The sequence below is a fragment of the Haloterrigena gelatinilytica genome (genome assembly GCF_013342145.1).
GTDB lineage: Archaea > Halobacteriota > Halobacteria > Halobacteriales > Natrialbaceae > Haloterrigena > Haloterrigena gelatinilytica.
Genome location: NZ_JABUQZ010000001.1, coordinates 2,048,607 through 2,074,064 on the forward strand (window position 1 = coordinate 2,048,607; position 25,458 = coordinate 2,074,064).

29 protein-coding genes are annotated in these 25,458 nt (G+C 68.2%); 15 read left to right on the top strand and 14 right to left on the bottom strand.

The genetic code is table 11. From position 1 onward, the window contains the following. Positions 1–94 precede the first annotated feature (94 nt). Complete coding sequence (locus tag HTZ84_RS10400; protein ID WP_174680610.1) at positions 95–1,864, bottom strand: GMC family oxidoreductase; 1,770 nt, start codon at positions 1,862–1,864, stop codon at positions 95–97. Beyond that, positions 1,864–2,958 (bottom strand): gluconate 2-dehydrogenase subunit 3 family protein, encoded by a 1,095-nt coding sequence (locus HTZ84_RS10405; protein ID WP_254611734.1) that lies wholly within the window; start codon positions 2,956–2,958, stop codon positions 1,864–1,866. Before HTZ84_RS10405 ends, HTZ84_RS10400 begins: the two co-directional genes overlap by 1 nt. 148 nt (positions 2,959–3,106) lie before the next feature. Here HTZ84_RS10405 and HTZ84_RS10410 point away from each other — a divergent pair, with 148 nt between their 5' ends. Together HTZ84_RS10410 and HTZ84_RS10415 are read left to right on the top strand one after the other, a co-directional pair. After that, positions 3,107–4,468, top strand: coding sequence for an NAD(P)/FAD-dependent oxidoreductase (locus tag HTZ84_RS10410; protein WP_174680611.1), 1,362 nt, complete (start codon positions 3,107–3,109; stop codon positions 4,466–4,468). Between the two features lie 84 nt (positions 4,469–4,552). Continuing rightward, positions 4,553–4,966: an EamA family transporter gene (locus HTZ84_RS10415; protein WP_174680612.1), complete on the top strand. Its 414-nt coding sequence runs from the start codon at positions 4,553–4,555 to the stop codon at positions 4,964–4,966. 58 nt (positions 4,967–5,024) lie between these two features. Here the strand turns inward: HTZ84_RS10415 and HTZ84_RS10420 are convergent, their stop codons facing one another. Continuing rightward, a complete protein-coding gene (locus tag HTZ84_RS10420; protein ID WP_174680613.1) occupies positions 5,025–5,732 on the bottom strand; it encodes a metallophosphoesterase in 708 nt (235 codons plus the stop codon). Between the two features lie 8 nt (positions 5,733–5,740). Then, entirely contained in the window at positions 5,741–6,793 is a 1,053-nt protein-coding gene (gene artA, locus HTZ84_RS10425; protein ID WP_174682568.1) for an archaeosortase A, read from the bottom strand. 198 nt (positions 6,794–6,991) lie between these two features. On the opposite strand from artA, the gene HTZ84_RS10430 reads away from it, so the two are divergent. Both HTZ84_RS10430 and HTZ84_RS10435 read left to right on the top strand, forming a co-directional pair. Continuing rightward, a complete protein-coding gene (locus tag HTZ84_RS10430) occupies positions 6,992–7,771 on the top strand; it encodes a DUF7839 domain-containing protein (RefSeq protein ID WP_174680614.1) in 780 nt (259 codons plus the stop codon). A gap of 112 nt (positions 7,772–7,883) precedes the next feature. After that, positions 7,884–8,672: an enoyl-CoA hydratase/isomerase family protein gene (locus tag HTZ84_RS10435; protein WP_174682569.1), complete on the top strand. Its 789-nt coding sequence runs from the start codon at positions 7,884–7,886 to the stop codon at positions 8,670–8,672. 45 nt (positions 8,673–8,717) lie between these two features. On the opposite strand, the gene HTZ84_RS10440 is transcribed toward HTZ84_RS10435, so the two are convergent. Both HTZ84_RS10440 and HTZ84_RS10445 read right to left on the bottom strand, forming a co-directional pair. Beyond that, a complete protein-coding gene (locus HTZ84_RS10440) occupies positions 8,718–9,617 on the bottom strand; it encodes a glycosyltransferase family 2 protein (RefSeq protein WP_174680615.1) in 900 nt (299 codons plus the stop codon). A gap of 81 nt (positions 9,618–9,698) precedes the next feature. After that, positions 9,699–10,406: a class I SAM-dependent methyltransferase gene (locus HTZ84_RS10445; RefSeq protein WP_174680616.1), complete on the bottom strand. Its 708-nt coding sequence runs from the start codon at positions 10,404–10,406 to the stop codon at positions 9,699–9,701. Positions 10,407–10,615: 209 nt separating this feature from the next. On the opposite strand from HTZ84_RS10445, the gene HTZ84_RS10450 reads away from it, so the two are divergent. From HTZ84_RS10450 to HTZ84_RS10465, 4 genes are all read left to right on the top strand, one after another. After that, positions 10,616–10,897 (top strand): MarR family transcriptional regulator, encoded by a 282-nt coding sequence (locus HTZ84_RS10450; RefSeq protein WP_174680617.1) that lies wholly within the window; start codon positions 10,616–10,618, stop codon positions 10,895–10,897. Between the two features lie 99 nt (positions 10,898–10,996). Beyond that, the gene (locus HTZ84_RS10455; protein WP_174680618.1) at positions 10,997–11,785 is read left to right on the top strand and encodes an MBL fold metallo-hydrolase; all 789 of its coding nucleotides are present in this window, start codon (positions 10,997–10,999) and stop codon (positions 11,783–11,785) included. A gap of 75 nt (positions 11,786–11,860) precedes the next feature. Then, positions 11,861–12,535, top strand: a complete 675-nt coding sequence (locus HTZ84_RS10460; RefSeq protein ID WP_174680619.1) for a YkgJ family cysteine cluster protein — start codon at positions 11,861–11,863, stop codon at positions 12,533–12,535. Between the two features lie 78 nt (positions 12,536–12,613). Then, positions 12,614–13,378 (top strand): geranylgeranylglyceryl/heptaprenylglyceryl phosphate synthase, encoded by a 765-nt coding sequence (locus HTZ84_RS10465; RefSeq protein ID WP_174680620.1) that lies wholly within the window; start codon positions 12,614–12,616, stop codon positions 13,376–13,378. A 401-nt stretch (positions 13,379–13,779) separates the two neighbouring features. Here the strand turns inward: HTZ84_RS10465 and HTZ84_RS10470 are convergent, their stop codons facing one another. Both HTZ84_RS10470 and HTZ84_RS10475 read right to left on the bottom strand, forming a co-directional pair. Next, a complete protein-coding gene (locus tag HTZ84_RS10470) occupies positions 13,780–14,181 on the bottom strand; it encodes a TRAM domain-containing protein (protein ID WP_008896531.1) in 402 nt (133 codons plus the stop codon). A gap of 162 nt (positions 14,182–14,343) precedes the next feature. After that, the gene (locus HTZ84_RS10475; protein ID WP_174680621.1) at positions 14,344–16,071 is read right to left on the bottom strand and encodes a radical SAM protein; all 1,728 of its coding nucleotides are present in this window, start codon (positions 16,069–16,071) and stop codon (positions 14,344–14,346) included. A gap of 160 nt (positions 16,072–16,231) precedes the next feature. Between HTZ84_RS10475 and HTZ84_RS10480 the strand changes: the two genes are divergently transcribed. From HTZ84_RS10480 to HTZ84_RS10495, 4 genes are all read left to right on the top strand, one after another. Continuing rightward, positions 16,232–16,594, top strand: a complete 363-nt coding sequence (locus tag HTZ84_RS10480) for a DUF7344 domain-containing protein (protein ID WP_174680622.1) — start codon at positions 16,232–16,234, stop codon at positions 16,592–16,594. A 4-nt stretch (positions 16,595–16,598) separates the two neighbouring features. Continuing rightward, the gene (locus HTZ84_RS10485) at positions 16,599–17,333 is read left to right on the top strand and encodes a DICT sensory domain-containing protein (protein WP_174680623.1); all 735 of its coding nucleotides are present in this window, start codon (positions 16,599–16,601) and stop codon (positions 17,331–17,333) included. A 141-nt stretch (positions 17,334–17,474) separates the two neighbouring features. Continuing rightward, the gene (locus HTZ84_RS10490; RefSeq protein ID WP_174680624.1) at positions 17,475–17,633 is read left to right on the top strand and encodes a DUF7559 family protein; all 159 of its coding nucleotides are present in this window, start codon (positions 17,475–17,477) and stop codon (positions 17,631–17,633) included. A gap of 166 nt (positions 17,634–17,799) precedes the next feature. Continuing rightward, positions 17,800–18,234: an Hsp20/alpha crystallin family protein gene (locus HTZ84_RS10495; RefSeq protein WP_174680625.1), complete on the top strand. Its 435-nt coding sequence runs from the start codon at positions 17,800–17,802 to the stop codon at positions 18,232–18,234. Position 18,235: 1 nt separating this feature from the next. On the opposite strand, the gene HTZ84_RS10500 is transcribed toward HTZ84_RS10495, so the two are convergent. Then, the gene (locus HTZ84_RS10500; protein ID WP_174680626.1) at positions 18,236–19,423 is read right to left on the bottom strand and encodes an NAD(P)/FAD-dependent oxidoreductase; all 1,188 of its coding nucleotides are present in this window, start codon (positions 19,421–19,423) and stop codon (positions 18,236–18,238) included. A 128-nt stretch (positions 19,424–19,551) separates the two neighbouring features. After that, the gene (locus HTZ84_RS10505; RefSeq protein WP_174680627.1) at positions 19,552–20,331 is read right to left on the bottom strand and encodes a DUF7388 family protein; all 780 of its coding nucleotides are present in this window, start codon (positions 20,329–20,331) and stop codon (positions 19,552–19,554) included. A 241-nt stretch (positions 20,332–20,572) separates the two neighbouring features. Between HTZ84_RS10505 and HTZ84_RS10510 the strand changes: the two genes are divergently transcribed. Continuing rightward, complete coding sequence (locus HTZ84_RS10510) at positions 20,573–21,262, top strand: DUF502 domain-containing protein (protein ID WP_174680628.1); 690 nt, start codon at positions 20,573–20,575, stop codon at positions 21,260–21,262. A 9-nt stretch (positions 21,263–21,271) separates the two neighbouring features. On the opposite strand, the gene HTZ84_RS10515 is transcribed toward HTZ84_RS10510, so the two are convergent. From HTZ84_RS10515 to HTZ84_RS10525, 3 genes are all read right to left on the bottom strand, one after another. After that, positions 21,272–21,862: an NUDIX hydrolase gene (locus HTZ84_RS10515; RefSeq protein ID WP_174680629.1), complete on the bottom strand. Its 591-nt coding sequence runs from the start codon at positions 21,860–21,862 to the stop codon at positions 21,272–21,274. A gap of 163 nt (positions 21,863–22,025) precedes the next feature. Then, the gene (locus HTZ84_RS10520) at positions 22,026–22,505 is read right to left on the bottom strand and encodes a DUF7109 family protein (RefSeq protein ID WP_174680630.1); all 480 of its coding nucleotides are present in this window, start codon (positions 22,503–22,505) and stop codon (positions 22,026–22,028) included. Positions 22,506–22,564: 59 nt separating this feature from the next. Next, positions 22,565–23,686, bottom strand: coding sequence for a glycosyltransferase family protein (locus HTZ84_RS10525; RefSeq protein WP_174680631.1), 1,122 nt, complete (start codon positions 23,684–23,686; stop codon positions 22,565–22,567). A gap of 158 nt (positions 23,687–23,844) precedes the next feature. Between HTZ84_RS10525 and HTZ84_RS10530 the strand changes: the two genes are divergently transcribed. Continuing rightward, positions 23,845–24,015 carry an HVO_0758 family zinc finger protein gene (locus HTZ84_RS10530; protein ID WP_174680632.1) on the top strand — a complete coding sequence of 57 codons (171 nt, stop codon included), beginning with the start codon at positions 23,845–23,847 and terminating at the stop codon, positions 24,013–24,015. Between the two features lie 190 nt (positions 24,016–24,205). Here HTZ84_RS10530 and HTZ84_RS10535 read toward each other — a convergent pair whose 3' ends face one another. Continuing rightward, the gene (locus tag HTZ84_RS10535; protein WP_174680633.1) at positions 24,206–24,673 is read right to left on the bottom strand and encodes a hypothetical protein; all 468 of its coding nucleotides are present in this window, start codon (positions 24,671–24,673) and stop codon (positions 24,206–24,208) included. Between the two features lie 269 nt (positions 24,674–24,942). Here HTZ84_RS10535 and HTZ84_RS10540 point away from each other — a divergent pair, with 269 nt between their 5' ends. Continuing rightward, on the top strand, positions 24,943–25,455 hold the full coding sequence (locus HTZ84_RS10540) for a hypothetical protein (protein ID WP_217468213.1): 513 nt from the start codon (positions 24,943–24,945) through the stop codon (positions 25,453–25,455). The last annotated feature ends 3 nt before the right edge of the window (positions 25,456–25,458 follow it).

Consider the following 25,458-nt stretch of genomic DNA (forward strand, 5'->3'; position numbering starts at 1 on the left):
AGAGTCGGGGAGTCGGACGCGAACGGTCGCGGCTCGAGCCGCGGCCTCGAGCGATCGCGACGAAAAAAGCGGCGCCGAACGCTGCGTCGTCCGGCTACGACTCGGGAGCCGCAAGCTGCTCCGGTTCGTCCAGATACTCTTGGATCCCCTCGGCGGCGCGGAACGCCAGCGCGCCGACGGTGCCGGTCGGGTTGTAGCCGCTGTTGTGCGCGAACGCCGACGCGCCGGGGATGAAGAGGTTGCTCGCCTCCCAGCACTGCAGGTAGTTGTTCACGACCGACTCCGCTGGATCGGACCCCATGATGGCGCCGCCCGTGTTGTGGGTCGACTGGTAGGGCGTGATGTCGAAACTGCCCTCCAGACTGGTGTTCGCGTTGATCGTATCGGCGCCCATCTCGTCCATGATCTCCTCGAGGTAGGGACCGATGTACTCGACCATGTTGCGGTCCTGCTCGCGCCAGTCGAAGGTCATCCGCAGAAGCGGTCGGCCGTACTGATCGGTGTAGTTGGGATCGAGGTCGAGGTAGTTCTCTCGGAAGGGGAGCACTGCACCCTGCGCGGCGATCGAGACCGAACTGTGATAGTAGTCGATGCTCTGTTCCTTGAACTCCGATCCCCAGGAGGGCGTCCCCTCGGGGATCGGGTTGTTGGCGATCGGTCGGTCGCCGGTCTGATTCATGGCGATGTTCCCGCCGTGAAGGAAGTCCAGATCCGAGTGGTCGAAGTTGTCGCCGTTGAAGTCGTCGATCGACGCGCCCAGCGCGCCGGCGCCCATGTAGAGGTTCCACTCCTCGTCGTCGAAGAACCCGCGGGCGCTCGCCTGGAAGTTCTGGTAGCAGTAGTTCTTCCCGACGGTTCCCTCGCCGGTCTCGGGATCGTACGGCTCGCCGATTCCCGACAGCAACAGGAGCCGGACGTTGTTCAGCACGTAGGCGGTCAGCGCGACGACGTCGGCCGGCTGTTCGTACACCTGGTCGGTCTTGCGGTCGACGTACCGGACGCCCTCGACCTGCTGTTCGTCCTCGTTGTACAGCAGTTCCACCACGTCGGCGTGGGTCCGCAGCTCGAAGTTGCCCGTCTCCTGTGCGGCGGGCAAGACGGTGGTGATCGGCGCGGCCTTCGCGCCCCACTCGCAGCCGAAGCGCTCGCAGTAGCCGCAGTACTGACACTGCCCCTGCTGGACGCCGTCCGGGTTCGTGTACTGTTCCGTGAGGTTGGCCGAAGGCGCCTGAAACGGTTCGTATCCGAGTTCCGCGGTCGTTTCCTTGAACCGCTCGAGGACCGGGGTCTCCATCATCGGCGGGAGCGGGTACTCCCGCGAGCGCGGTCCCTCGTAGGGGTTGCCCAGGTCCTGAATCTCACCCTCGATGTTCCCCGCCTGGCCCGCGATGCCGGCGGTGTACTCGAACGCGTCGTAGTAGGGCTCGAGTTCCTCGTAACTGATCCCCCAGTCCTGGAGCTGCATGTTCTCGGGGATCTTCTCCTCGCCGTACTCGTCGATCGTGCGCGAACGAATCTCGAAGTCGTAGGGGAGGAAGCGCCAGGTCTGGCCGTTCCAGTGGACGCCCGCGCCGCCCTCGCCGGATCCGGGGAGGAACGCGCCGTAGCGGCGCATCGGCAGCGCGGGTTCGTCGACCGCGTTCCGGAAGGTGATCGTCTCCTTCGAGAGGTCCTGCATCAGCTTGTACCGGAGCGCGTACCCCAGCTCGTCGTGGACCGTGAAGAAGTTCTCCGTCTCCCGTTCTCCGCCTCGCTCGAGGCTCACCACCTGATAGTCGTTCTGCGCGAGCTCCTTGGCGACGATGCCGCCGGTCCAGCCCGCGCCGATGGTCACCACGTCGACGGGATCGAGCTGCTGGACCATCACCGATCACCCCCGTCGTCCGCGTCGCCGTCACCGTCGTCGAGGCTCATCGGCGTGATCTCCCGGTCGACGTCCCCGCGAGCGGCCCGCTCGTCGACGACGTTCGGGTAGTCGGCTTCGGCCGCGTCGTGGACGTGGGCGTGGCCCTCCTCGCTCTGGTCGTTCGCCGGCTCCTGGTTCTCGTCGCCGATCCCGAGCGATTCGACGTCGTCGGCCAGCTTCCGGAAGTCCCCCTCCTCGAGTTCGATGTACTCGCCTTCCTGCAGCAGGCCTCGGTAGCTGCCGAGCGCGCCGGGCGTTCCGGGGAACCCCTTCAGCCGCCAGCCGATCATCTCCCGGTTGCCGCCGTACATCGGATCGCTGAACATCCCCTCCAAGGTGTTCTGTCGAAGCAAGAGGAAGAATCCGCCGGCGTCGATGTCGGTGTCGTCGAACGTGTCGACCGCGTCCTCCTCGAGCGCGGCGACCACCGCGTCCTGCCGGTCGTCGTCCAGGTCCGTAAACGAATCCGCGTCGGACTCCGACCGGACGTACTCCTCGACGGCGTGGATGCCCTGATCGTACGCCTCGTTCGGCGTCAGCGCGTACTGCCAGCCCTGGGTCTCCGAGGGGTTCGTCTCCGCCCACGGGACTTCCGCCTCCGGATCGACGTCTTCCGGCTCCTCCGGGTCGTCTTCGAACGGATCGGTCGGGTTCTTCCCGGCGAACGGAGCCTGCATGTACCACCGCTCGCCGCGGCCCCACGCCGAGTTCATCTGCCGATCGATGAAGTAGACGACGCCCGCTTCGGGCGCCCCCGGCCCGTTGTCGTCGGAGGGATAGATCCGCGCCGTCAGGTCGTGGACGACCCGCGCCTGCTGGATCGTGAAGTACTCGAGTCCCTGTTCCTCGACCTCGACTTCCTGCACGCTCTCGAGGGGCGCCACGTCGAACTTCTCGGGGTCGAACGCCTCCGCCGTCCCGGCCATGCCGAAGACGGCTAACCCGCCGATTTGCATCGCTCGCCGCCGCGACACGTCTCGGGTGAAGTCCAGTTTCGCCCGCGCTTGGGTGTCAGACTCGCCCGCCGCCCGTTGGTTGTCATTATCTCCCATGCGAAGCCACGAACTCCGAAACGAAAGTTAACGCGTGTCCTTGCAGGAGACGGCCGCGGCGGTCGGCGACGCGATCGACGGCGATCGACCGCCGTCGCCGCAGTCGTTTGGCCCCACGGCTTAGTAACCGGTCGCCGAACGATCGGCCATGACATCGACACCGCGCGTCCTCGTCGTCGGCGGGGGCCTCGCCGGTCTCGTCGCCGCCAGGCACCTCGCCGGCGGCGGCGTCGACGCGACGCTGCTCGAGCGTCGCGAGACCGTCGGCGGTCGCGTCCGGACGCTCGAGCGCGACGGCTACCGGTTCGATCGGGGCTTCCAGGTGCTGTTTCCGGCCTATCCCGCCGTCCGGCGGGAGCTCGATCTCGAGGCGCTGGACCTGCGCCGGTTCACGTCGGGGGCGACGATCGCGCACTCGGGACACAGAACGGTCCTCGCGGACCCGCGTAGCGCACCGGTGACGCTCCCCGCGACGCTTCGCAACCCCGATATCACGATGGGCGACCGACTTCGCGTCGCCCGGCTCTGGTGGGAGTTGCGTCGCACGGACCTCGAGACGCTCTTCGACGGAACCAACGAGTCCGACGAATCGATCGAGCGCTACCTCCGCGAGCGCGGCTTCTCGGACGGGTTCGTCGAGACCTTCGTCGCGCCCTTCTACGGGGGGATCACCCTCGACCGCTCGCTGTCGACCTCGCGTCGCGTCTTCGAGTACACGTTTCGGACGCTGGCGGCCGGCGGCGCCGCGGTCCCCGCGGCGGGGATGGAAGCGATCCCGACGCAACTCGCCGATCGCGTGCGCGAGGTCGGCGGGGGCGTCGAGACCGGCCGCGAGGTCGAGTCGGTCTCGAGCGAGGGCGACTCCGCGACCGTCCAGTTGGCCGACGGCGTGAACGGCGAGGTCGACGCCGTCGTCGTGGCGACCGATCCACCGGCCGCGCGCGACCTGACCGGTCTCGAGTCGATCCCGACCGGCGCGCGGGGCTGTGTCACCCAGTACTACGCGCTGCCGAGCGGCGTGGACCTCGAGACGGGGAGGCGACTCCTGCTCAACGCGGTCGACGACGACGGACCGAACCACGTCGTCCCCCACAGCGCGGTCGCGCCGGAGTACGCTCCCGACGGGGAAGCGCTGATCAGCGCGACGTATCTCGAGGGCGAGGACCTCGGGGCCTCGGGAGACGGCGTGCGCCTCGAATCTTCGAGCGAACGCGACGACGGTCGCGACCCCGAGGAGCGCGACGCGGAACTGGCCGCGCGGACGCGGGACGCGCTCGAGTCGTGGTATCCGGACCAGCGGTTCGGCAACCTCGAGGCGCTGCACACCGAGCGGGTGCCGTTCGCGCAGTTCGACCAGCCGCCGGGGATTCACGACGGGCTGCCGGACCCGCGGGAGCCGTCGGGCTCGGTCTACCTGGCCGGCGACTACACCCGCTGGTCGTCGATCCAGGGCGCGATGCGAAGCGGACGGGAGGCTGCACGCGCGGTGCTCGAGGACCTCTCCGGATAACAGCCGTCACTCGGATAATATATCTCTATCGAGAATTATTCTCGAGAGCGGGACGCTTTTGTCGATGAAGGAGCGCCTTGGGCTATGACCAACGTAGCGATTGTCCTCGCACTCGGCGCATTGCTCCTGTACGGCGGCTGGGCGGTATCGGCGGGCGTCGCGACGCGGTCGCTCTCGCCCGTCAACGCGGTGTTGCTGTCCTACGTGGCGAGTCTCGCCGTCGTCGGCGGCTACGTCCTCGCGACCCGCCGTCCCGTCGTCGGGACGCGGACGGACGTCGGGTTCGCGCTGCTGTCCGGCGTCCTGCTGGCCGTCGCGACGATCAGCTTCTACGCCGCGCTCACCCACGGCAACATGGCGATCGTGTCGGCGATCTCCGCGCTCTACTTCGTCGTTCCGGCGATCGTCGGCGTCCTCTACTTCGACGCCCAACTGGCGACGACGAACGTCCTCGGACTGGGGCTCGCGGTCGTCGCGGTCGTTCTCGTCGCGGCCTGACGCGGTCGTCGCGGGCGCGAGTCGCACAATTTCGTCTCCCGTCGGTCACCCCAGCCAGTTACAGCAGCCGGCGACACTCGCCCAGCGGCGGGAACCACAGCGGCTCGCCGCTCGAGTCGTCCCAGACGGCGGGGTGGAACCGGTCGGCGTCGGCGACCAGCGGCGACTGGAAGTCGCGGGCGCGCATCCCGTTGACGGTTGCACCGGCCGCCAGCGTCGTGAACGCGGGGCAGACGATGACGTCCGCACCCTCGTAGACGTCGGGGCCGTAGAGGAAGCAGGGCAGCTTTCGGCCGTCGACGGAGAGGGCGGGATGGTCGTGGCCGATGATATACCGCGACGCCTCCGTCTCGGGGCGTTCGTGGCCGTGACAGACGACCGTCTCGCCGTCCGCGAGGCGGTACTCGGGGGCCCGTTCGCCGTCGAAGGCCGACTCGAGCATCGCGTCGTGGTTGCCGGGCGTGACGACGAGGTCGGCGCCGGCGTCGGCGACGCAGTCCTCGAGGGCCTCGAGGTCGCGCTCGACGCCTCGCGGGAGCCGCCCGAAGGAGTGGAGCAGATCGCCGGCGACGACGACCGTCGCGGGGTCGGTGCGCTCGAGGAGAGACGCGAGACGGTCGCGAACGTCGCCGCCGTCGTCGATCGGCGCGTCGACGCTCGAGTCGGCGGCGCGGCCGAGGTGGACGTCGGCGACGACGAGCGCGTCGGCTGCGGGGACGGAGAGGGCGCGTTCGACCGGCGAAACGGGGAGGTCGACGTCGGGCACTGGAGGCGTTATCGGTCCCGGTCGTGATCAGCCTGTTCCCCGTCGGGACCGCCGTCCGTTCGGGCGGGGGTCCCCTCCGGCGCTAACGCTTCGAAGAGGTCGTACTCGGTGCCCGTGAGGACGAACAGGGCCTCCTCGAGGGGCCGCAGGATCTCGGGGAGGATCTTGACGACGAGGTAGGTGATCCCGACGAGGGCGACGATCGACAGCGACTGGGCGATGTAGTTGTGCGCGACGAGGAAGGAGACGCGGCTGGCCTCGGCGCCCATGTAGGTCGTCATGAACGAGACGAGCCAGTCCTGCTGGAACCAGCCCCACGGCGAGGCGAGGCCGATGAAGACGTTGCGCACGAGGTTGAGGAACCAGATCACGCCGACGGCCAGCGCGAAGGCGGTGACCTTGCGCTTCAGCGGCGCCGTGACGGCGGCGATCAGCCCGCCGAAGATGGCCATGCTCCCGATCCCGGTACAGGCGAGGACGATGTAGGTCGTCCGGCCGGTCACGGTCTCGTTTGGATCGAAGCCGAACTTGCTCACGTAGCCGTTGCTGCCCTCGATCAGGCCGGGGCTGTAGCCGAGCAGTTCCATCCCGAAGTGGGTCTGGGCCGCGGTCGTCTCGATCAGCCACGTCTTGACGAACGGGATCGTCTCGACCGGCAGGTAGATCAGCCCCATGCAGGCGACGGCCTTCGTGAGGATCAACAGCGAGTCTCGCCCCGCCCAGAGGAGGTAGCCGGTGTAGAGACACAGCGGCAAGGCGAGCAGCCCCAGAATCGTCTTGAGCGGGCTCTGGGCCTCGCCGTAGTAGTAGGGCACCATCGTCACCCAGAAGACGCCGAAGGCGATCCAGGCCCCCGCGCCGAGGTAGCGCGCCGGTTCGCGGTACCCCTGGGAGGCGAGTAGCAACGCCGCGAGGAACGCGCCGATCGCGGCCCACGCCAGCAGGCCCGACGACGGAGTGGTTCCCTCGGCCGCGGCCAGTACGGGCGAGAGCGTCGCCGAACCGACGAGGTCGTAGCCGACGACCGACGCTGCCCCGGTCGCGGCGGTTGCGAACGGCATAGTCATGTCTGAGTGAAGGACGCGCCCGCTATCAACTTGACGCCTCGGCTTCTCGAGGGAATCGCCGGCCATCGTCGGGAGAGTGCGAGCTTTCGTCGGAAACGCCACCTGTTACCGCGCGTCCTCCGGCAGGTCGATCGACTCGAGACGCGTCGGCGACCGCGTTCCTTTTTGCCGTCCTCCCGAAAGTGACGGTGTATGGTCGACGTCCTCGACAACAAGCGGGCCGCGACGCGGTTTCGGATCCTCGTCCAGATCGCCGAGCGCCAGCCCGCCGTCAGCCAGGGTGAGATCGCCGAGGAAGTCGGCGTGACGAGTCAGGCCGTCAGCGAGTACATCCGCGAACTCGTCGACGACGACCTCGTCGAGAAGGAAGGCCGCTCGCGGTACCGCGTCACGCCGGAAGGCGTCGACTGGCTGTTCCGGACCGCCGACGACATCCGCCGGTTCGCCGACCACGTGACCGGCGACGTCTTAGACGCGATGAGCGAGGCGGCCTACCTCGCGACCGACGATATCGCGGAGGGCGACACCGTGACGCTGTTCGTCGAGGACGGGCTGCTCCACGCGAAGCCCGGCGACGAGGGACCGGCGACCGGCGTCGCGACGACCGACGCCGAGGCGGGCACCGACGTCGGCGTCACGAGCTTCGAGGGCGTGATGGACTTAGAGCCGGGCTCGGTCACCGTCCTGCAGGTGCCCGCGGTCCGCAGCGGCGGGAGCCGGGCGGTCGACGCCGATTTCGTCGCCGAGCGCTGCGAGGCGGCCGATCTGGTCGTGGCCGCCGGCGTCGAAGCCGTCGTCGCCTGCCGACAGGCCGGCGCGGACCCCGCGGTACCGTTCGCGGCCGGCGAGACCGCCGCCGAGGGGGCCGAACGGGGCCTCGAGGTGACTGCGATCGTCACGACCGACGAGGTCGGCCGCGTCACCGACACGCTCCGGGACGCCGACGTCACCTACGAAGTCCTCGAGGGCTGAGCCGGCCGGCGACCGGCAGAGCGGCCGATCGCCGAGGATCGCGGATGAGCCGATCGCGAACGATTTCTCGGAACTCCCTACCGGTAAGAGCGTGGTACTTGATACCACGAGCATGGAATCCGTCGGCAGCGGACTCGCGGCCATCGACTGGAACGGCACTCGAGCGGACGTTTACCTCTCCCGTCCGGACAAGCGCAACGCGATGACCGTCCCGCTCATGCGGGATCTGATCACTGCTTTCGAGGCGGTCGACGCCGACGAGGAGGTTCGGGCGGTGACGCTGCTCGGCGAAGGACCCGTCTTCTGTGCCGGCATGGATTTGGAGATGATGCGCGACCGGGTCGAGCCCGACGCCGAGATCGATCGCGACGTCTTCCCCGAGGTCCTCGAGACCATCGAAGAGTTCCGGCGGCCGGTCGTCGCCGGGATCAAACGCGCCGCGCCCGCGGGGGCGTTCGAACTCACGCTGCCCTGTGACTTCCGGGTCATCGGCCGCGAGGCTAAGTACGGCCTGCTCGAGGTGCGACTCGGGACCTTCCCCCACGCGGGCGGCACCCAGCGCCTGCCGCGCCTCGTCGGGCTCTCGAAGGCCAAGGAGATCGTCCTCACCGGGGAGTTCGTCGATCCCGAGGACGCCGCCGACATGGGGCTGGTCCACGAGGTCGTCGACACCGAGGCCGTCGACGAGCGCGCGAAGGCGTTCGCCGACGACCTCTGCGAGAACGCGCCGCTGGGCCTGCGCAATGCGAAGCGGGCGCTCAACGCCGCCCTCGAGCTGCCGCTCGAGCGGGGGCTGGAGTACGAACGCCAGTTGGCCTACGAACTCGACGACACTCACGACTACCGAGAGGGGTTCGAAGCGCGTCTCGAGGACCGCGAGCCGGAGTTTCGCGGCGAATAGCGGCCCCGAGTCGAGAAGATTCGGACGTCGTTCGGCGATCGAGTCCTACCGCCGATCGTAGACCCGCACCGCTCTGTCGTGGCGTTTGGACAACCCGTTCGGGTTCCGACGGGACGATCGGTCGGCCCAGCGGGCCCGCAGTCCGTCGCGGAGTCCGCCGGTGGCGTTTGCGACGACGTCGGTCCCGTTTCCGACCCAGTCGGTCGGCGTCGCGTCACCGGTGACGACGTCCCGAACGCCCGCGGTCCCGTCGCGGAGGGCGCTCCCGACGATTCGGCCGACCGTCGTCGGCCGCACGCCGTAGTTCTTCGCGAGTCGGTAGGCCCGGGAGCGGTAAGTGTCCCCCCAGTCGCGGTCGGTCTGCCCGCCGTCGGTGCCGACCTCGCACCTGGCGGCCATCCCCGCGTCCCACTCGGTTTCGAAGCCGAGGCCGGCCAGGCGGTGGGCGCAGTCGCGTTCGCCGCCGACCTCGAGGTACTCGTCGAACCCGTCCAGGGCCTCGAGGACGGTCCGATCGAACGCGACGTTGTTGCCGTCGAAGTGGGTGACGCTGCGCCCGGCGACAGTGTGCGGATTCTGCAGGTCGTAATCGAGTTCTCCGCCGGTCACGGGGCCGGTGACGACGTCGGTGCCGTCGGCGATCGCGCGCTCGACGGCGTCGTACCAGCTGTACTCGATCGCGTACTCTCCGTCGAGGAAGGCGACGACGTCACCCGTCGCAGCGCGAAGGCCGGCGTTGCGCGAGACGTTCGAGTTCCGTTCGGAGATTTCGACGAGGACGTCGACGTCCGAACGGTCGCGGACGACGCCGGTCGTCCCGTCGGAGGAAGGGCCGTTGACGACGACGATTTCCGTCGCGGACGGCGTCCGCTCGGAGAGCGCGTCGAGACACGAGAGTAATCGCTCTCGGTCGTTGAGCGTCGATACCACTACCGAGAGCTCCATACGCGGTAGTAGCGTCCATCGATAGTAAAAATACGGGGTTCGCCGCTGCGAGCGGCTCGCGGCCAGCGGACAGGCGATCGGTCACCGGACGCGGGTGTTCCAGTAGGAGACCGACGCGAGGTGGTCGGTCACCGGCAGCGACCCGATCAACTCGTCGAGCGTCCGGATCGGCGTCGCGAGCTCGTTGGGGATCGACCGGTAGAGCCCGTACGGAGCGATGAAGTCGTCTTCGACGTCCTCCAGCGTCAGGTTCGTCTTCGCTAAGAGAATCGCCACTTCGCTCTTCGAGTAGAGCCGCGATCCCATCGGCAGCGCCCAGTTGTAGATGCTGCGCGCGCTAAATCGGTTGAACGTGTCGAAGACGATCTGATCCCGAGACACCCGGCGCATCTCCTCCAAGAAGGCCTCCGGGTCGTCCGCGAGGTGGAAAAACCGCATCGCGATGACGGTGTCGAAGTGATCGTCCGGAAACGGGAGCCGGCCCGCGTCCCCGCGGAGGAACTCCAGGGTTCCCTCGAGGGCCGCGTCCTTCGTCTTCTCCCGTCCCTGCTGTAACATCGCCGCCGAGATATCGAGTCCCACGACGTCGGCGCCCTGCTGGGCGAGCATCACGGTAAACCGCCCGGTACCACAGGCGATTTCGAGGATATTCCGGTCCTCGACGGGCATGATCGCCTCGAGGACTGCTTCCTTCTCCCGACGGTCGATGAGCTGACCGCCCCGGGAGAAGCGCTTGTCGTCGTACTCCTCGGCGACGTCGTCGGCCTGGTACCACTCCTGTCCTTTCACACTGGGCGCAACTACAGGAGCGGGAGGATAAAACGATACTGGAGTCTATCGATACCCGGGACGACGGTGCCGACCGAAACCGGCTCGAACCCCGCGATCGAGCGGCTCCTTTGCTGTGTTAATACGCCATTCATACCCCTTATACAAACTGAACTATTCGTATCCACATATAGGGAAGCTTTACCACCACCGATTCCGCTCACGTAGGTATGAGCATGAGTACAGCCGAGGACCGAGGCGCCGCCGCCGAAGAGACCCTTTCGGAGGACGAATACCGCGATCGCCTCCGCGATCTGCCGCCGAGCGCGAAGCTCGTCGCGAAAGTGCTGGAGACCGATTCACCGCTCTCGCAGGGGCAACTCGCCGAAGAGTCGCTGCTGCCCGACCGCACCGTCCGCTACGCGCTCAACCGCCTCGAGGACGTCGGTCTCGTCGGCTCCCGGTACAGCTTCCGCGACGCCCGCAAGCAGGTCTACTTCCTCAAGCACTGACGGCGGCGACCCGGTCCGCAGCTTCCGAGTGGGAGTGGGGTGGGCCGCCCGGTCCGATCCGTCGACACACACTTTTTCGACCGCTGAGTTGTTCGAGGTATGGACGTTACTCGGTATGCCGTTCCGGTCGCGACGCGCGCCCCGACGGGGGAAACCAACGCCTACCTCCTCGGGGACGACCCGGCTGTACTCGTCGATCCCGCGGCGCGCAGCGACGCCCTCGATCGCCTGGTCGCCGAGCGCGAGGTCGCACACGTCGTCGTCACCCACACGCATCCCGACCACGTCGGCGCCGTCGCCGCGTACGCCGACGAGACGGACGCGACCGTCTGGGCTCGATACGGGCGGGCGGATCGCTTTCGCGACGCGACCGGCTGCGAGCCGGATCGGACGCTGGCGCCCGGGACGACGATTCCGCTCGGTGACGACCGCATCCGGGTTCTAGACGCGCCCGGACACGCGCCCGACCACGTCGCCCTCGAGGCCGGCCGCGGCGGACCGATCTGCTGTGGCGACTGCGCCGTTCGTGAGGGCAGCGTCGTCGTGGGCGCGCCCGAGGGCGACATGCGCGCATATGTGACGACGCTGCGACGGCTATGGGCGAGGAATCCGCCGGCGCTCCATCCCGGCCACGGGCCCGCGATCGACGACCCGAGAGCGACCCTCGAGCGACTGCTGGATCACCGATACCGTCGTGAGCGCGAGGTGCTCGAGGCGGTCGAGGGCGGCGCCGACACGCTCGAGGAAATCCTCGAAGCGGCCTACGAGAAGGACCTCACCGGCGTTCGCGATCTGGCCCGGGCGACGGTCCGCGCCCACCTCGAGAAACTCGCCGTGGAGGGGCGCCTCGAGTGGGACGGGGAACGCGCGGCGGCGCGATCGGACTAGATTCGGTACGGACGCGGACCCGGATTCGGGCTCGAGGAGCGACTGACTTTTCCGCGCCGGCGACGACACTCGGGTGTGCAATCGCTCGAAGCCGAACTCGAGGAGGCCCGCGCGCTGGACACCGACGACCTCGCGGACGCCGTCGAATCGATCGGCTTCGAGTGTACCCGCTGTGGCGCCTGCTGCAAGGGCGAAGACGAGGACGACCACACGGCGACCGTTTTCCCCGACGAGGTGCGCGATCTGGAAGCGAGCGACGAGTACGACGGCGACTACGACTGGCGCGACGTCGCCCGGCCGATGCCGTACGGGCTCTCGGCGACCGACGACGGCGACCTCGAGGGCGAGACCTTCGAGTGGGCGCTCCAGACCGACGACTGCGGCGACTGCACCTTCTACGAGGAAGACGAGTCGGGCACGGGCGCCTGCGTCGCCCACGACGATCGGCCGCTGATCTGCCGCACGTATCCGTTCAGCGTCGCGCTCGCGGGAACGAGCCAGCCGATGGGGGAAGCCGTCGACGAGGAGGGCGTCGTCCGCGCCCACGAGTGCGAGGGATTAGGTCGGGACATCTCTCGCGCGGACGCCGAGGACCTGGCCCGCGCGCTGAAGGAACGCGCCGTTCGAGAACTCGAGGAGGCCATCGCCGTCCGGGACGAGTACGCGCCCGCCGAACCCGACCCCGGCGAGGTGGTCGTCCACGATTCCGAGGGGGCCAAACGGATCGACGGGACGCCGCTCGAGGAGTGAGCGCGGTCGCCGCGATCGCCCGCTCGTCGTCCGGCGCGAACCGATAGGAAATTGACCCGGTTGTTCGAAGGGACCGGCATGGACATCGATTGGGACGGGATCACTCACGTGACGAAAGTCGATCCGGCGAAGCCGCTCCCGTCGGATCTCGGCGCGCTCGAGGGGACCGACCTGGTGCTCGTCGGCGGCTCCGACGACGTCACCGAGGCCAACACGCTCGAGACGATCGCGGCGATCGACGACGCCGTCCCCTCGCTCCCCGTCTTTCAGGAACCGTACAGTTCGAGCCACGTCTCCAAAGCGACGATCGAGGCGGCGGACTACCTGTCCGTTCCGGCGGTCTACAACGGCGACCGGGAGCACTTCGTGGGGAAACACGTCGACCTCTTTACCGAGGTCGGAAGCAAACCCGAGGCTCTCCTCGGTGCGAGCCTGCCGGTCGTCGGCGATCTGATCTCCTCGAAGGGGGCCGACGCGGTCGCGGATCTCGCCACGAACGTCGTCGGCGAGGGGTACGTGATCCAGCACCTCGAGTCCACGGCGGCGGTGACCTCCGGCGTCGAGGCGACCTACTCGCCCGAGCAGGTCGCCGGCGCGGCGCTGGCGACGGAGACCTTCTACGGCTTTCCGATCTTCTACATCGAGTACTCGGGCACCTACGGCGGCCCCGCGGACGTCGAAGCCGCCGCGCGCTACCTCGAGGAGACGGCGCTGTTCTACGGCGGCGGGATCGACAGTCGGGCGAAAGCGACCGAGATCCTCGAGGCCGGCGCGGACGCGATCGTCGTCGGCGACTGTTTCCACGACGATCCGGAGACGTTCCTCGAGACGATCCCGGAGTAAAAACGGTATCAGTTCGACCGCTCTGCTATCGTGACAACAGGGATTTTCCACACCTCCCCAACCGATTCATTCGCTCCCTTCGGTCGCTCACTCACCCCTCGCGCACTGGGCCGCGGTTCGGCGGCGGCTCACGGATCGCTTCGCTCCCCGTTCGCTGTTCCGGGATCGTCACTCCGTTCCGGTCTCGCTCGCCTCACCGCGGCCCAGTGCGCGCCACCACGTGCGGACAAGCCGTGAATCACGCTATGACAGGGTGTACTACGGCGATCGTACGGCGCGCGGAGCGCGCCGTTTTCCCGAGCGCGCCGCTGGCGCGCTCGGCCTTTTTTCATCGAAGTTTTTTGCTCGTGGTTCGAGCGCGGCCTACGGCCGCGCGAGGACCCGAGCAAAAAAGTTCGTCTCTAGAAGGTTTCTTCGATGATCTCGCCGACGGCGAAGTTGGACTTGACCTCCGAGACTTCGACCTTGACGCGTTCGCCGACGTCGGCACCGGGGACGATGATGACGTAGCCGCGTTCGACGCGGGCGATCCCGTCGCCCTGTTTGCCGATGTCCTCGATTTCGACGTAGCGCGTTTCGCCGACGTCGACCGGTGGCTGCGGCTCCGACGGTGCCGTCTGGGGCTGTGCCGTCGACTCCTCGGCGTCGTCCTCCTCGCGGGAGATGAGCGCGACGCGGTAGACCTCCTCCGGGTCGATGTCGCCGGTTTCGACTTCTTGACGTGGTACCTCGATGACGTATCGGTCCTCCTCTGCCGAGACGTCCGCACTGAACAGACACAGGAGTTTTTCAGATATTTCCACAGGTAGACCCTCAATTCCACCTCTGAAGCGCCTCCGTAATAGAACTACCGACCGAGGGCCGTTATTTGCAGGCGAGGCGGTGAAAAAACGTGGTCGAACGCCCTCGATTCTCGAGCAGTCGTCAGTCGGCGGACCGTCGTGACGGGTGAGTTCGGCGCCCGGTCAGTCCGCGCCCTCGAGCGCTCGCGTCGTCGCGAACCCCTCGAGGTCGACCTCGGTTCCCAGATCGGCGTCGGTGACCGACTCGTAGGGCCGGTTGACGACGATGTCGCCGGCGGTGCTGTCGCCGACGCCGGGGATCGCGGTGAGTTCGTCCATCGAGGCGGCGTTTATGTCCAGCGGGTAGGGGACGCCGGTCACGGAGCGGTAGCCGTGGTCGACGACTGCGACGTCGACGGTTCGGCCGAGTTCGCGCTCGCCGGGGATGCCGACCAACAGCGGGTAGGTACCCAGCTGGCGACCGAAGGTCCGCCCGTCCTGGTGGTACTCGAGGTGGACGTCGGGCAGGACGGTGCCCGGCGGCGCGACGCGCTCGAGCATCGGGTTGTCGATCTCCTCGCGGACCCGCTTCTTGTACCGCTTGAACAGCTGTTTGTGTTCGTTCGCGATCTCGGCACCCGTATCGCTCATGTCGGTGCCGTCGAAGGACATCACCTGCCGGATGTTGATCCGTCGGAGCATGTAGCCCTCGTCGTAGACTCGCTGGAGGAACTCGCGGTTGCGCTCGTAGGTCTCCTCGCGCTCGCCCTTGAGGCCGTGCAGGAGGTTGATCCCGGGCAGGAGCTTGGGGAGCCGACGCGGGGCGTCGTCCCCGAAGGTGGGGGCGTCCTCCGGCTCTTCACCGGGTCGCCAGCCGGCCTCCTCGTTGACGATCTTGACCGCTTCGAAACACTCCTCGGCGCTGACGTTGAGGTTGTTCTCCTCCTGGACGACGGGATCGGCCGACTCGAGGCCGAACGCGGCCGTGTCGCCGGGCGTGTTGTGCTCGGCGATGATCCGGATCCCCTCCCGGCTCTCCTCGGGCCAGTTGACGATCGTGATCGGGTTCATGTTGTCCAGGTGCAGCGTCTCGAGGTCAGGCGCGACCTCGCGGATGCCGCTGTAGAGCTGGCGGAGCGCGTCCGGATTCGGCGCCTCGCCGTCGCCGCCGTAGGCGAGGATGTCGGCCTGTCGGCCGATCCGGAAGTGTTTGACGCCGAAATCCGAGAGGGCGTCGACCTCGCCGACGACCGTCGGCGGCGGCCGGAAGGAGGGGTTACCGTACAGCGGCTCGGTACAGAACGAGCATCGATACGCGCACCCGCGGGAGGTCTCGAGTTCGGCGATGAGGTGGTCGGGATGGTTAGGGTGTTGTTCGACGATGAAGGCGCCGTCCTGCGCCCACCGCGAGACCTCGTCGATATCGCGCATTCGGTTGTTGAATCCCTCGAGACCGTTCGCCACGAGGTCGTGGACGGCGGCCTCGACGTCGCCCTTGGCGACGAAATCGAAGTCCAGGTCCTGGCGTTCGGTCTCGGTTGCGCCGGCGTTCTCGTCGCCGACGCCGAACTTGACGGGGCCGCCCATCAGGCTGGTCCCGTTAGCTGTCCAGGCGAGCTTTCGCACTTCGTCGGGCTCGGCGGGCGTGCCGCCGACGTACTTCCCGGGGACGGTCATCCCGCCCAGGTAGATCATGAGGTCGGCCTCGTCGACGTCCCGCCAGTAGTCGGGTTCGTCGCGGAGCCGATCGATCGTGTGGTACGTGATCCGCTCGCGGGGGACCCCCGCGTCGACGAGCGCCCCCGCCGCGTAGCGGGGGTACGTCGAGATGTACGGCGGCACCCCGAAGTGTGCGGGCTCGTCGACGTAACCGTCGACGATCGTCACGGACAGCGTCTCGGGGTCGATCATACCGAGCGGTAGCGCCTCGAAGGGTAAAACAGTGACTACACGGTACCTCGGTCCGTGTTCGCGGTATCGAACCGCGTTTGCCGTCCGACGAGAGATCGGTCCGAGGACCGTCCGATATTCCGTATAGCTATTTCACCCTGTGGGTCGGTATCTCACACCAATGGACGAAGCGAGTCTACGGGACGTCCTCGAGGCGGTCGAAGCGATGGAGAGCGACGTCTCTCCGGACGTTCTCCTGGACGTGCTCTCGGATCGGTACGCGCGATACGTACTGCACCATCTCTCGGACGAATCGACCGCGACCCTCGACGCGCTCGCGGACACGGCGACCGGACTGGCGGCGACCGAGTCGGGCGCTATCGCGACGCCCGGAGACCGCGAAGAGATCCGCGTTCGCCTCTATCACCTCGTGCTTCCGAAACTCGACGCTGCCGGGTACCTCGAGTTCGACAGCGAGACGCGAACCGTCGAGCGAGACGAGATCCCCGCCGTCCTCAGGGAACTACTGCGGAAAGAGACGTGAGACGATGAACGGCCTCCGCGATCAGATCGACGAAATCGAAGCGCGACGGAAGCTCCTCGAAGTGCATACGGACCGAGATCGAGTGGCGGCGGAGTTCGAGCAGCAGTTCTCGACGCGAAACGTTCGCGTGGTCCGGGAATCGAGCGCGTCGAGCGCCGATCGCGGCTTCGTGATCGTTCGGGACGCGGACCGCGAGTTCCGCGGCGCATTGGGTATCGACCACTTCCGGGCCGTACTCTCCCCGGAGATTCACCCGCCGTGGGCGCTCGAGGACGCCGACGTCGACTATTCCGATCTCTTCGCGTTCCTCGAGAACACGCTGTTCACCTCGTACGATCGACGGCAGATGCTGGCCGCGAGTCGCGAGATCGAAGAGCGCGCCTGGCGGACCGACGCCGGCACGTTATTCGTCGGGTTCCAGAATTCGGCGGCGCTCGCCTCTCAAGTCTCGGTCTACGAACGGATGGTACGGGAACGGAACCTCGGTATCACGATCTTCGTCGAGGACGAGTACGAGTACGACGAGCGAATAGCCGACGCGATCGACGTGGTCTCCGACGCGGGCGGTGAGATCGGGGCGTTCTGGTTCGTGGTCTTCGACGGCGGCGGGAGCGATCTACGTAAATGCGGACTGCTCGCCGAAGAACGCGAACCCGATCGGTATTACGGGTTCTGGACGTACGATCCCGATCGAATCGACGAGATCGTCTCGTCGCTCCGTTCGTTGAGCGACTCCTGATCGCCGTTCGACGCGAGCGTCCGGTCGAGACGGCGGGCGGCCCTGTCGCGCCGCGGTATCCGCCGAACGCGACCCCGACGGCGTCCGTGCCGTAGTGCCGCAACCCCGACGTTGATAGGCCTCGTGACGCTAGACTCGCGTATGCCACCGACCGAGGAAATCGTCTGCACCGCGGAGGATTGTTTTCTCGACATCTTCGAGAACCACTACACGTACGACGTCCCCGACGACCTCGAGGTGACCGACCTCGCCTGCCCGGTCTGCGGGGGGACGGACTGCCTCGAGACGGTCGAACTGTAGCGTGACGGGACCCCGCCAACGACGGTCGACCCCGACGCCGTCTGACGTTTATTTTGAACCATCAAAAGAGATATGAATGCCGATAGCGTAACCGTTGGTAAGCCATGTCCTCGACGTGCGTCCAGGTCCTCGTCGCCGCTCCGAGCGCCCCCAGAGGTGAGTCACCGTGGGTCTAAGTGATCTCCGCAAATCGGTCGGCAGCGTCCTCTACCGACAGGTCGGTCGGGCGAGCGGACACGTCCAGAACCACCGCACGCTCCCCGTCGACGTGCTCGAAACCGAGACCGCCTACCGAGTCGTTTTCGACGCGCCGGGCGCCGAACCCGACGACGTTCAGGTTCGGTATCTCGACGGCAACGTCAAGATCCAGATCGATCGGTTCCGCCAGTACCACGAGGGCTACGAGATGCGGTTCCCGGGTCGCGGGATGGAACTCGACGGCGAAGCCGAGCTACCCGACGACGCGGTCGTTGACCCCGACTCGGGGACGGCGACGCTGACCGAGGCCGGCACGCTGCGGATCGATATCCCGAAGGACGTCGCCGTCGACGGCGACGCGACGGAGGCCACCGAACCGGGCGAACTCACCGCCGACGACTGACTCAGTTCTCCGACTCGACCGCCATCCCGTCGACGATCTCGAACGACTCGTCGCCGTCGAACCGGGTCGGATCGAACGCGTCGATCCCCTCGCCGCCCACCACCTGTTCTGCGAGTCGCCGTCCGATCGCCGGCGCGCGCATGAAGCCGTGGCCCTGGAACCCCGTCGCGACGTAGATCCCGTCCTCGAGGCGGCCGACTAACGGATCGCGGTCGGGCGTCGCCGTACAGAGGCCGGCCCAGGCCCGCTCGAGTTCGAGGTCGGCGTCGGGTAGCCGGTGGCGAACGCGCTCGAGCAGGTCGTCGGCGAAGTCGGGATCGGCGTCGCGGTCGTAGTCGTCGGGGTCGCCCTCGACGTACTCCGTGCCGTCGCCCGCGAGGAGGCCGTCGGGGTGGGGCCGCAGGTAAAAGGAGTCGCTCGCGTCGTAACACATCGGCTCGTCGACGTCGGCGTCGGCGACCAGCGCCTGCACGCGGTACGGTTTCATCGCGATCGAGAGCCCGGCGTCCGCCAGCAGTCGCTTCGTGTGGGCGCCGGCGGCCACGACGACCGCGTCGACTTCGCGTTCGGTGCCGTCCTCGAGGACGACCCGCGCGGGATCGGTCGCCACCTCGACGGGCGTCTCGGGGGCGAGCGTCGCGCCGGCGCCGTCGGCCGCGGCGGCCAGACAGGCGGTGTATTTCGCGGGATCGGTGTAGCCCGCCCCGCCGGCGATGCCGGCGACGGCGACGTCGTCCGTTCGGAGCGCGTCGAAGCGGTCCGCGAGCGCGTCGCCGTCGGCCTCGAGGGCGACGACGCCGCGTTCCTGCATTCGCTCGATCTGGTCGCGGATGGCGTCGGCGCGCTCCGTATCGCCCTCGCGAGCGAGCCAGACGTAGGGGCACTCGGCGAAGGGGAAGGTTTCGTCGCCCGAGAGCGCCCGAAAGCGTTCGATCGCGTCGCCGGCGATCTCGGCGTCGAGCGGGTCCGCGAAGGCGTCGTAACAGATCCCCGCTGCTCGACCGCTCGCGCCGCTCGCGATCCGGTCCTTCTCGTAGAGGGTTACGTCGGCGCCCTCGCGGGCGAGATCGTAGGCCGTCGTCGCGCCGACGGCGCCGGCGCCGACGACGGCGACCTCGAGCCCGGTGCCCGCCTGGGTGAAGGCGTCGGCGCCGACCGCGATCTCCGGATCGTCGTCGATGTCGGTCATGGCCGATCACGCGCCGTGGGCGCGCGTGCGCGGCGCTGTCCTCGAGCGTCGATCGCGTCACCGAAACTCGTCATGCCGAACACTGGGGCTGGCTGATACTTACTCTGTGTGATCGACGTCCGGCAAAGTTATTCGAGGAACGGGCCGAGGCCCCGCGCGGGGTAGCCGACGATCGTCGTCGCGCCGGCCCCGCGCAGGGCGTCGGTCTGGGAACGCACCTCGTCGGGGGCGCCGACGAGCGCGTAGTCGGTGGCCGCCTCGAGCAGCACGTCTCGAGCGCGGCCGGTCGCCGTCGCGTCGGTCGAGGCGTCCTCGGGCAACGCCCGGGCGACCGGCCGGCGGCGGGCGACGTAGGCGCCGACGGCGTCGAGCACGGCGTCGTCGTCCTCGGTTAGCACCGTCGGGGCGTAGACGGAGACGTCGCCGTCGAAGCCGGCCGCCCGCAACGCCCGCAGGTCGCGCTCGGTCGTCCGCGAGAGCAGTTCGTACTGGGTCGCGCCGGTCGCCATCGCGATCCGTTCGACGCTCTCGGTGCCGACCCAGGCCTCGGGTTCGGTCTCGAGAGCGGCGCCGAGTCGCGGCGCGACGGCCCGCTCGCGTTCCTCGGCGGTGAGATAGGCGGGGTGTCCCGCCACGAGGACTCGCCCGACGGCATCGGGGAGTTCGGCGGTCAGCGAGTCGTCGCCAAGCGGGTCGAAGCCGTCGGCGCGGACGGGCGTCGTCACCAGGACGTCGGTCTCCGTCGAGAGGGCGACGAGCGTCTCGGGGGCGGGGAGGTGTTCGCGGCCCTCGTAGTCGATCGCGATCGTCTCGACCGGGATCGACGCGGCCGTCGAAACGTCGCACTCGGCGGGTTTCAGCGCGATCGCGTCCAGTCCGGCGCGGGTGACGGTGCTCGTGGTCAACATGGGTGCTCACTTCGCGCGACGCGGCGGTCCCGACGGGCCCGAAACCTCGAGCGACGGCGATCGGGACGGCGACCCGTCGACGCGGATATAGACGTGCTGTGCGGCCGGCGCGCAAAAAGCTGGCGTTCCGCTGGTGCCGTCGGCGGCCGGCTGCGATCCCCGAGCGACGCAGTTTCCGCCGCCGGGAGTCCACAATCTACTCATAGGAGGGCGCCCTGCCATCGACCGTGATCGCGGCCACATGAGTTCGGTCAAGGGGGACTTCGGACGTGGCCTCATCGTCGTCGGTCCCGTCCTCGTGACGCTGTACCTCGCCCACTACCTCTACTCGTTTATCGCGGGCGTGACGCCGGGGCTCCTGCTGAACGCGGAGACCCTCGAGGCGATCGCGCCCGGACTCGGCGAGTACGCGCGCGTCCAACTCGCCGGCTTCCTCCGCGTCGCGACGTTCGTCGGGTTCCTCCTCCTCGCGATGTACGTCGTCGGGCAGATGACTGACACGACGATCGGCGGCGTCCTCGAGGGGATCGTCGACTACGTGGCGAATCGGGTGCCGGTCATCCGCGTCGTCTACAACGCCTCGAAGACCGCCACCGAGACGACGTTCGGCGCGGGCGAGACCCTCCAGACGCCGGTCAGAGTCGAGACCTGGGACGGCGTGTGGATGACCGCGTTCAAGACCGGCCAGCGGACGCCCGACGGCCGCGCGACGCTCTTTCTCCCGACGTCGCCGAACATCTCGTCGGGCTACGTCCTCGAGGTTTCGCCCGACGACTTCACCGAACTCGACGAGACGCTCGAGGAAGCGCTCACGCGGGTGGTCAGCGGCGGCTTCGGCGACGCGGAGACCGCCGAGGCGGAGCTCGACGAGGAGTCGCTGACCGTGGTCGGCCACCTCGAATCCGACGGAACACGCGAGCGCGATCAGTAAGAGCGTCTCTCACTGCGAGCGTTCGACCCGCTCGGGCGGCTCGAACTCGGTCGTCAACTCGAGCAGCTGGACGAGTATGCGGCCGGTCGCCCCCCAGACGGTGTAGCCGTCGACGTGGAAGTAGTGAATGACGATGTCGCCGTAGTAGGGGTGATCCCGGCGCTCGTACTCGTAGTTCTCCGGATCGAGCAGCCCGGACAGCGGCAGGACGACGATTTCGGCGACCTCGTAGCCGTCGCCGACGTACTCGCGGTCGGGGACGCGGCCGACGAACGGCGTGACGGCGTACTCCGTGATCGTCCGGATATCGTCTAACTGGCCGACGATCTCGACTTCGTCGGGCCCGAGCCCGATCTCCTCGTTGGCCTCGCGGAGCGCGGTGTCGAGAATGGAGTCGTCGAACGGTTCGGCGCCGCCGCCGGGGAAACTCATCTGGCCGGGGTGCTCGCCGAGGTGGTCGGCTCGCCGCGTGAAGAGCAGGTGGTCCTCGCCGTCGCGCTCGATGATCGGCGCGAGGACGGCCGCGTCGTGTTCCTGGTCGTCGATCTCGAGGGGCGCGTGGTCGGCGACCGGCTCGAGGTTCATCGTCGGCTGTGACATACGGGGGTACGCTCACCTTCGTTCTCGTTTCGCGGCCCCGCGGCGGCGGTCGATCGGTCGCGGAGCCGCGAGGTCACTGTCGATGTCGGACCGACGGTCCCGATCGGAATCTCCGTTTCGGTTCGCGATCCGTCGTCGGGCGCTCGCCGTCGACGGCGCGGGCTCACTCGAGGGCGCCTTCAAGTCGCTCCCGTTCGGCGGCGAGTTCGACCGGGGCCCAGGCCTCGACGTCGTAGCTGACGTCGATCAGGTGTCGGATCCGATCGCCGTCCTCGGCCTCGAGGGCCGCCTCGACGGCGTCGGTAAACTGCTCGCGGGCCGTCTCGCCTACGGCCTCGCGGTCCAGTCGCCGCCGGTCGACGTCGAGGATGTGCGGGACGTCCTCGGCGTGGTCCGGCACCGACGGGAACGCCGTCGGCCCGGCGACCAGCAGCGACCGGCGCTCGCCGTCGACCGGCCGCTCGTGGCGAACGAGCGCGAACGACTCGAGGGCGTCCTCGATCGCCGTCTCGAGGGCCGCCTCGTCGACGGACTGGCCGTCCGCCCGGAACGCCGCCTCGGAGAGCGCCCGCTCGAGTTCCGCGCGGGTCAGCCCGCCGAAGAGGTCGACGACGCCCGCCAGTTCGTCCGCAGTCGCGTCCATACACGCCACGACGGACGAGGGTCGGATTAGCGTTGCGGTCACCGGCATCCCGACGGACGTTACGCGTTACGGACCGCCAGCGTGGCCGAGACGATCGCCTCGGGCGTCACCGGCGCGTCCGTCCACGGGGGCAGCCGGCGGTCGGGGTCGGGCGGCGCGATCGAGCCGGCGTAGCGGGCGAGCTGGTCCCGCTCGGCCGCGGGATCGTAGGCGAGCCCGTTGAACGCCGCGTCGGCGCGGTACTGCTCGATCAGCCGATCGCCGGCCGCGAGGTACCGCTCCCGGAGGGTCTCGTAGTCGGGGTCGACGCCGCGCTCCTCGACGACGCGAAGCAGCTCTCCGGCCACCTCGCGGCTCATCCCCTCGAGCCCGGTCTCGCCGGCGACCGCGCGGTGGTCGTGTTCGTGGCGCCCGAGATCCACCTGCGCGGAGCCGTCGACGCCGGCCGCGTCGAAGGCGTCGCCGAGGGTGCCGACCTCGAGGCCCCAGGCCCGGGGGGCGCGGAGCCGGCGGGCGAGGGCGGCCGTGGCGGCGAACTCGCCGGCCAGCGGGTACCGGAAGGCACGGAGGTAGTCGAGGATCGGCGCGTCGTGGCGGTCGGCGAGCGCGCGAACGAGCGGGGCGTAGAACAGCCGGAAGAGCCGCCCGTAGAGCCGACCGTCCTCGACGCGGGCGTAGTACCCCTTCGAGAAGGCGAAGTCCATCGTCAGGGGTGCGAGCAGGCGCGGGACGTGGCCGGCTTCGTAGCTCCTGGCGTCGGCGTCGTGGACGACGACGTACTCGCCGGCGTCGGCGGCGGGTCCGAGCGCGAGCCAGACGTCCCGGCCCTTGCCGAACTCGCCGTCTAACCCCGCGTCGGCCAGCAGGGCGTCGACTCGAGGGGCGTTACACCACAGGACGCGAATCGGCAGCGAGAACGACTCGAGCCAGTTGCGAAACGGGCCGATCTCGTCGGCGTCGGCGCGGACGGGAACGAAGACGGCGGCCGGAGCGGGATCGAGGGACTCGAGTTCCGAGAGAACGCGTTCGGCGGCGGGATTCTCGTGTTCGCGGGCGGTCATCGGGACGACGACGGCCGTTTCGGCGACGGCGTCGGCGGCCGCGCGGGCGAGGTCGCCGTCGCGGCCGGCGGTCCCGCCGAACTCGTGGAGCGTCGCGATCCGCTCCTGAACGTACTCCATCGATGGAGTGTTCGAGCGGACCGGTAAAACGGCCACGACTCCGGCCAGAACGTCCGGTCGTGATGACTAGATTACAGCATCGCGCCACTCAGGTCGTCACGATACAGATCTCGATAAAGCACCGGTCTTTTTCTACCCTACGTTCGTAGGGGCGGAACATGAAATCAGTCCGGAAGGCGCTCCGCGACGGCGAACTCGACAAGGACACCTACGACCGGCTCGTCTGCGGCGACTGCGAGAAGGCCCTGAAGACCGAAAACGACCCGGACCAGATCAAGACGATCCGCACCTGTCCGGAGTGCGACGCCGAGTGGAAGGAAATTCGCTGACCGGTCCGACTCGCCCGCTCCCGAATCGGAGTCCCTTCTTCGGTCGCTGTCCGGCAGTGACGATACTCGCGTCGTGTCGCGTCGACGGCGGCATAGTACGTCGTGTCGGTTCGGTGTGATCGGCGACGGCGATGAGCCGCGTCGACTCTCGAGTCCGCTCGTTCGCACGACTCCTCGCGTTCTCGGGTCGTCAGAACCGAACGTACCGTTCGGCGAGCGGAGACGCCGGCCCGACCAGCGCGCCGTAGACGAGCAGCGCGACGAGACTCCGCCAGTGGAGGTAGGGGACCGGCGGCGTCCAGCCGAGGGGTCTGAGCCACAGCGGCAACGCGAGCGCGACGCCGAGGCCCCAGACCGCGAGGCCGAAACTCGCGCCGAGCGTGAGCCCCGTGATCGGATCGGACATGTCCTCCTCGAGGGAACTCAGCCTTCCGAGCAGTCGATACGCGAACGCCCCGACCACGCTGGCCGCTGCCACGAGCGAGAGACCCGGTATCAGTCCGGGCCGTCCGACGAGGATGCCGACCGACTCGAGCAGGCCGAACGCGTACAGAACGGCCCCGAACCCCGTCCCGCCCGCGAGTCCGGCGACCGCGATCGCAGCCACGCCTTCGATTCCCCGATCCACGAACTGCCCCTGAACGTGTTCCCCACTCATACGCTTTCGCGGGTTATTTTCGGCGGTTGATACTTATCTGTTTGTGATTTTTCTGCGCGGATTGTATTCAGAGCGGCCCGACGTGGCCGCGAGGATTAGGTTCGGACGAGTTGCGCTACTGATCGGTGATCCGACCCGTCGGATACCGACGGCCGGTCGCCTCCGTCTCACGGCTCGAGTCGCGAGCCGAAACGAGCCTCGAGTCGGCGTTCGACTCGGAACGTAATATTCTGCTGACCACTATTGCCGCGACGTGCCAACGACGAGGTATGCACACCGGTCCGCTCGTTCGAGGTCTCGGAATCGCGGCGCTGGCCGCAGGGCTTCTCGGGTTGCTCGTTCTGGGCGGCGCCGGCTGGTCCCTCGAGGCGATTCCGGCGGCCGACTCGGGTGACGCGAACGAACTCGTCGTCCTCGACGGCGGCGACTACGACCTCGGGGCGGCGTACCGCGACGCCGGGCCGTCGGCGGCCCCCGAGGCCGAGGCGACCGATCGAGCGGCGACCGCCGGCCTTTCCGCCGTCGCGTCCGAGGTCGGGAGCACCCTCGTCGCGCCGGCCGACCGCAGCGAGGAGCGTCGCATTGGAGGACTCCTGTACGCGCACGCGATCTCGGCCGTCGGCGCCGCGCTGGTCGCGGGCCGCGCGCTCGTCGGCTGGCGGCTCGATATCCGCCGGCTCTCCCTCGAACCGACCGGACGGCTGCCCGTCGGTGGCGACGCCGGGTCGGAGCCGGCCGATCGACAATCGACGACGACTCGAGTCGCGCGAAGCGGGGAGTGATCG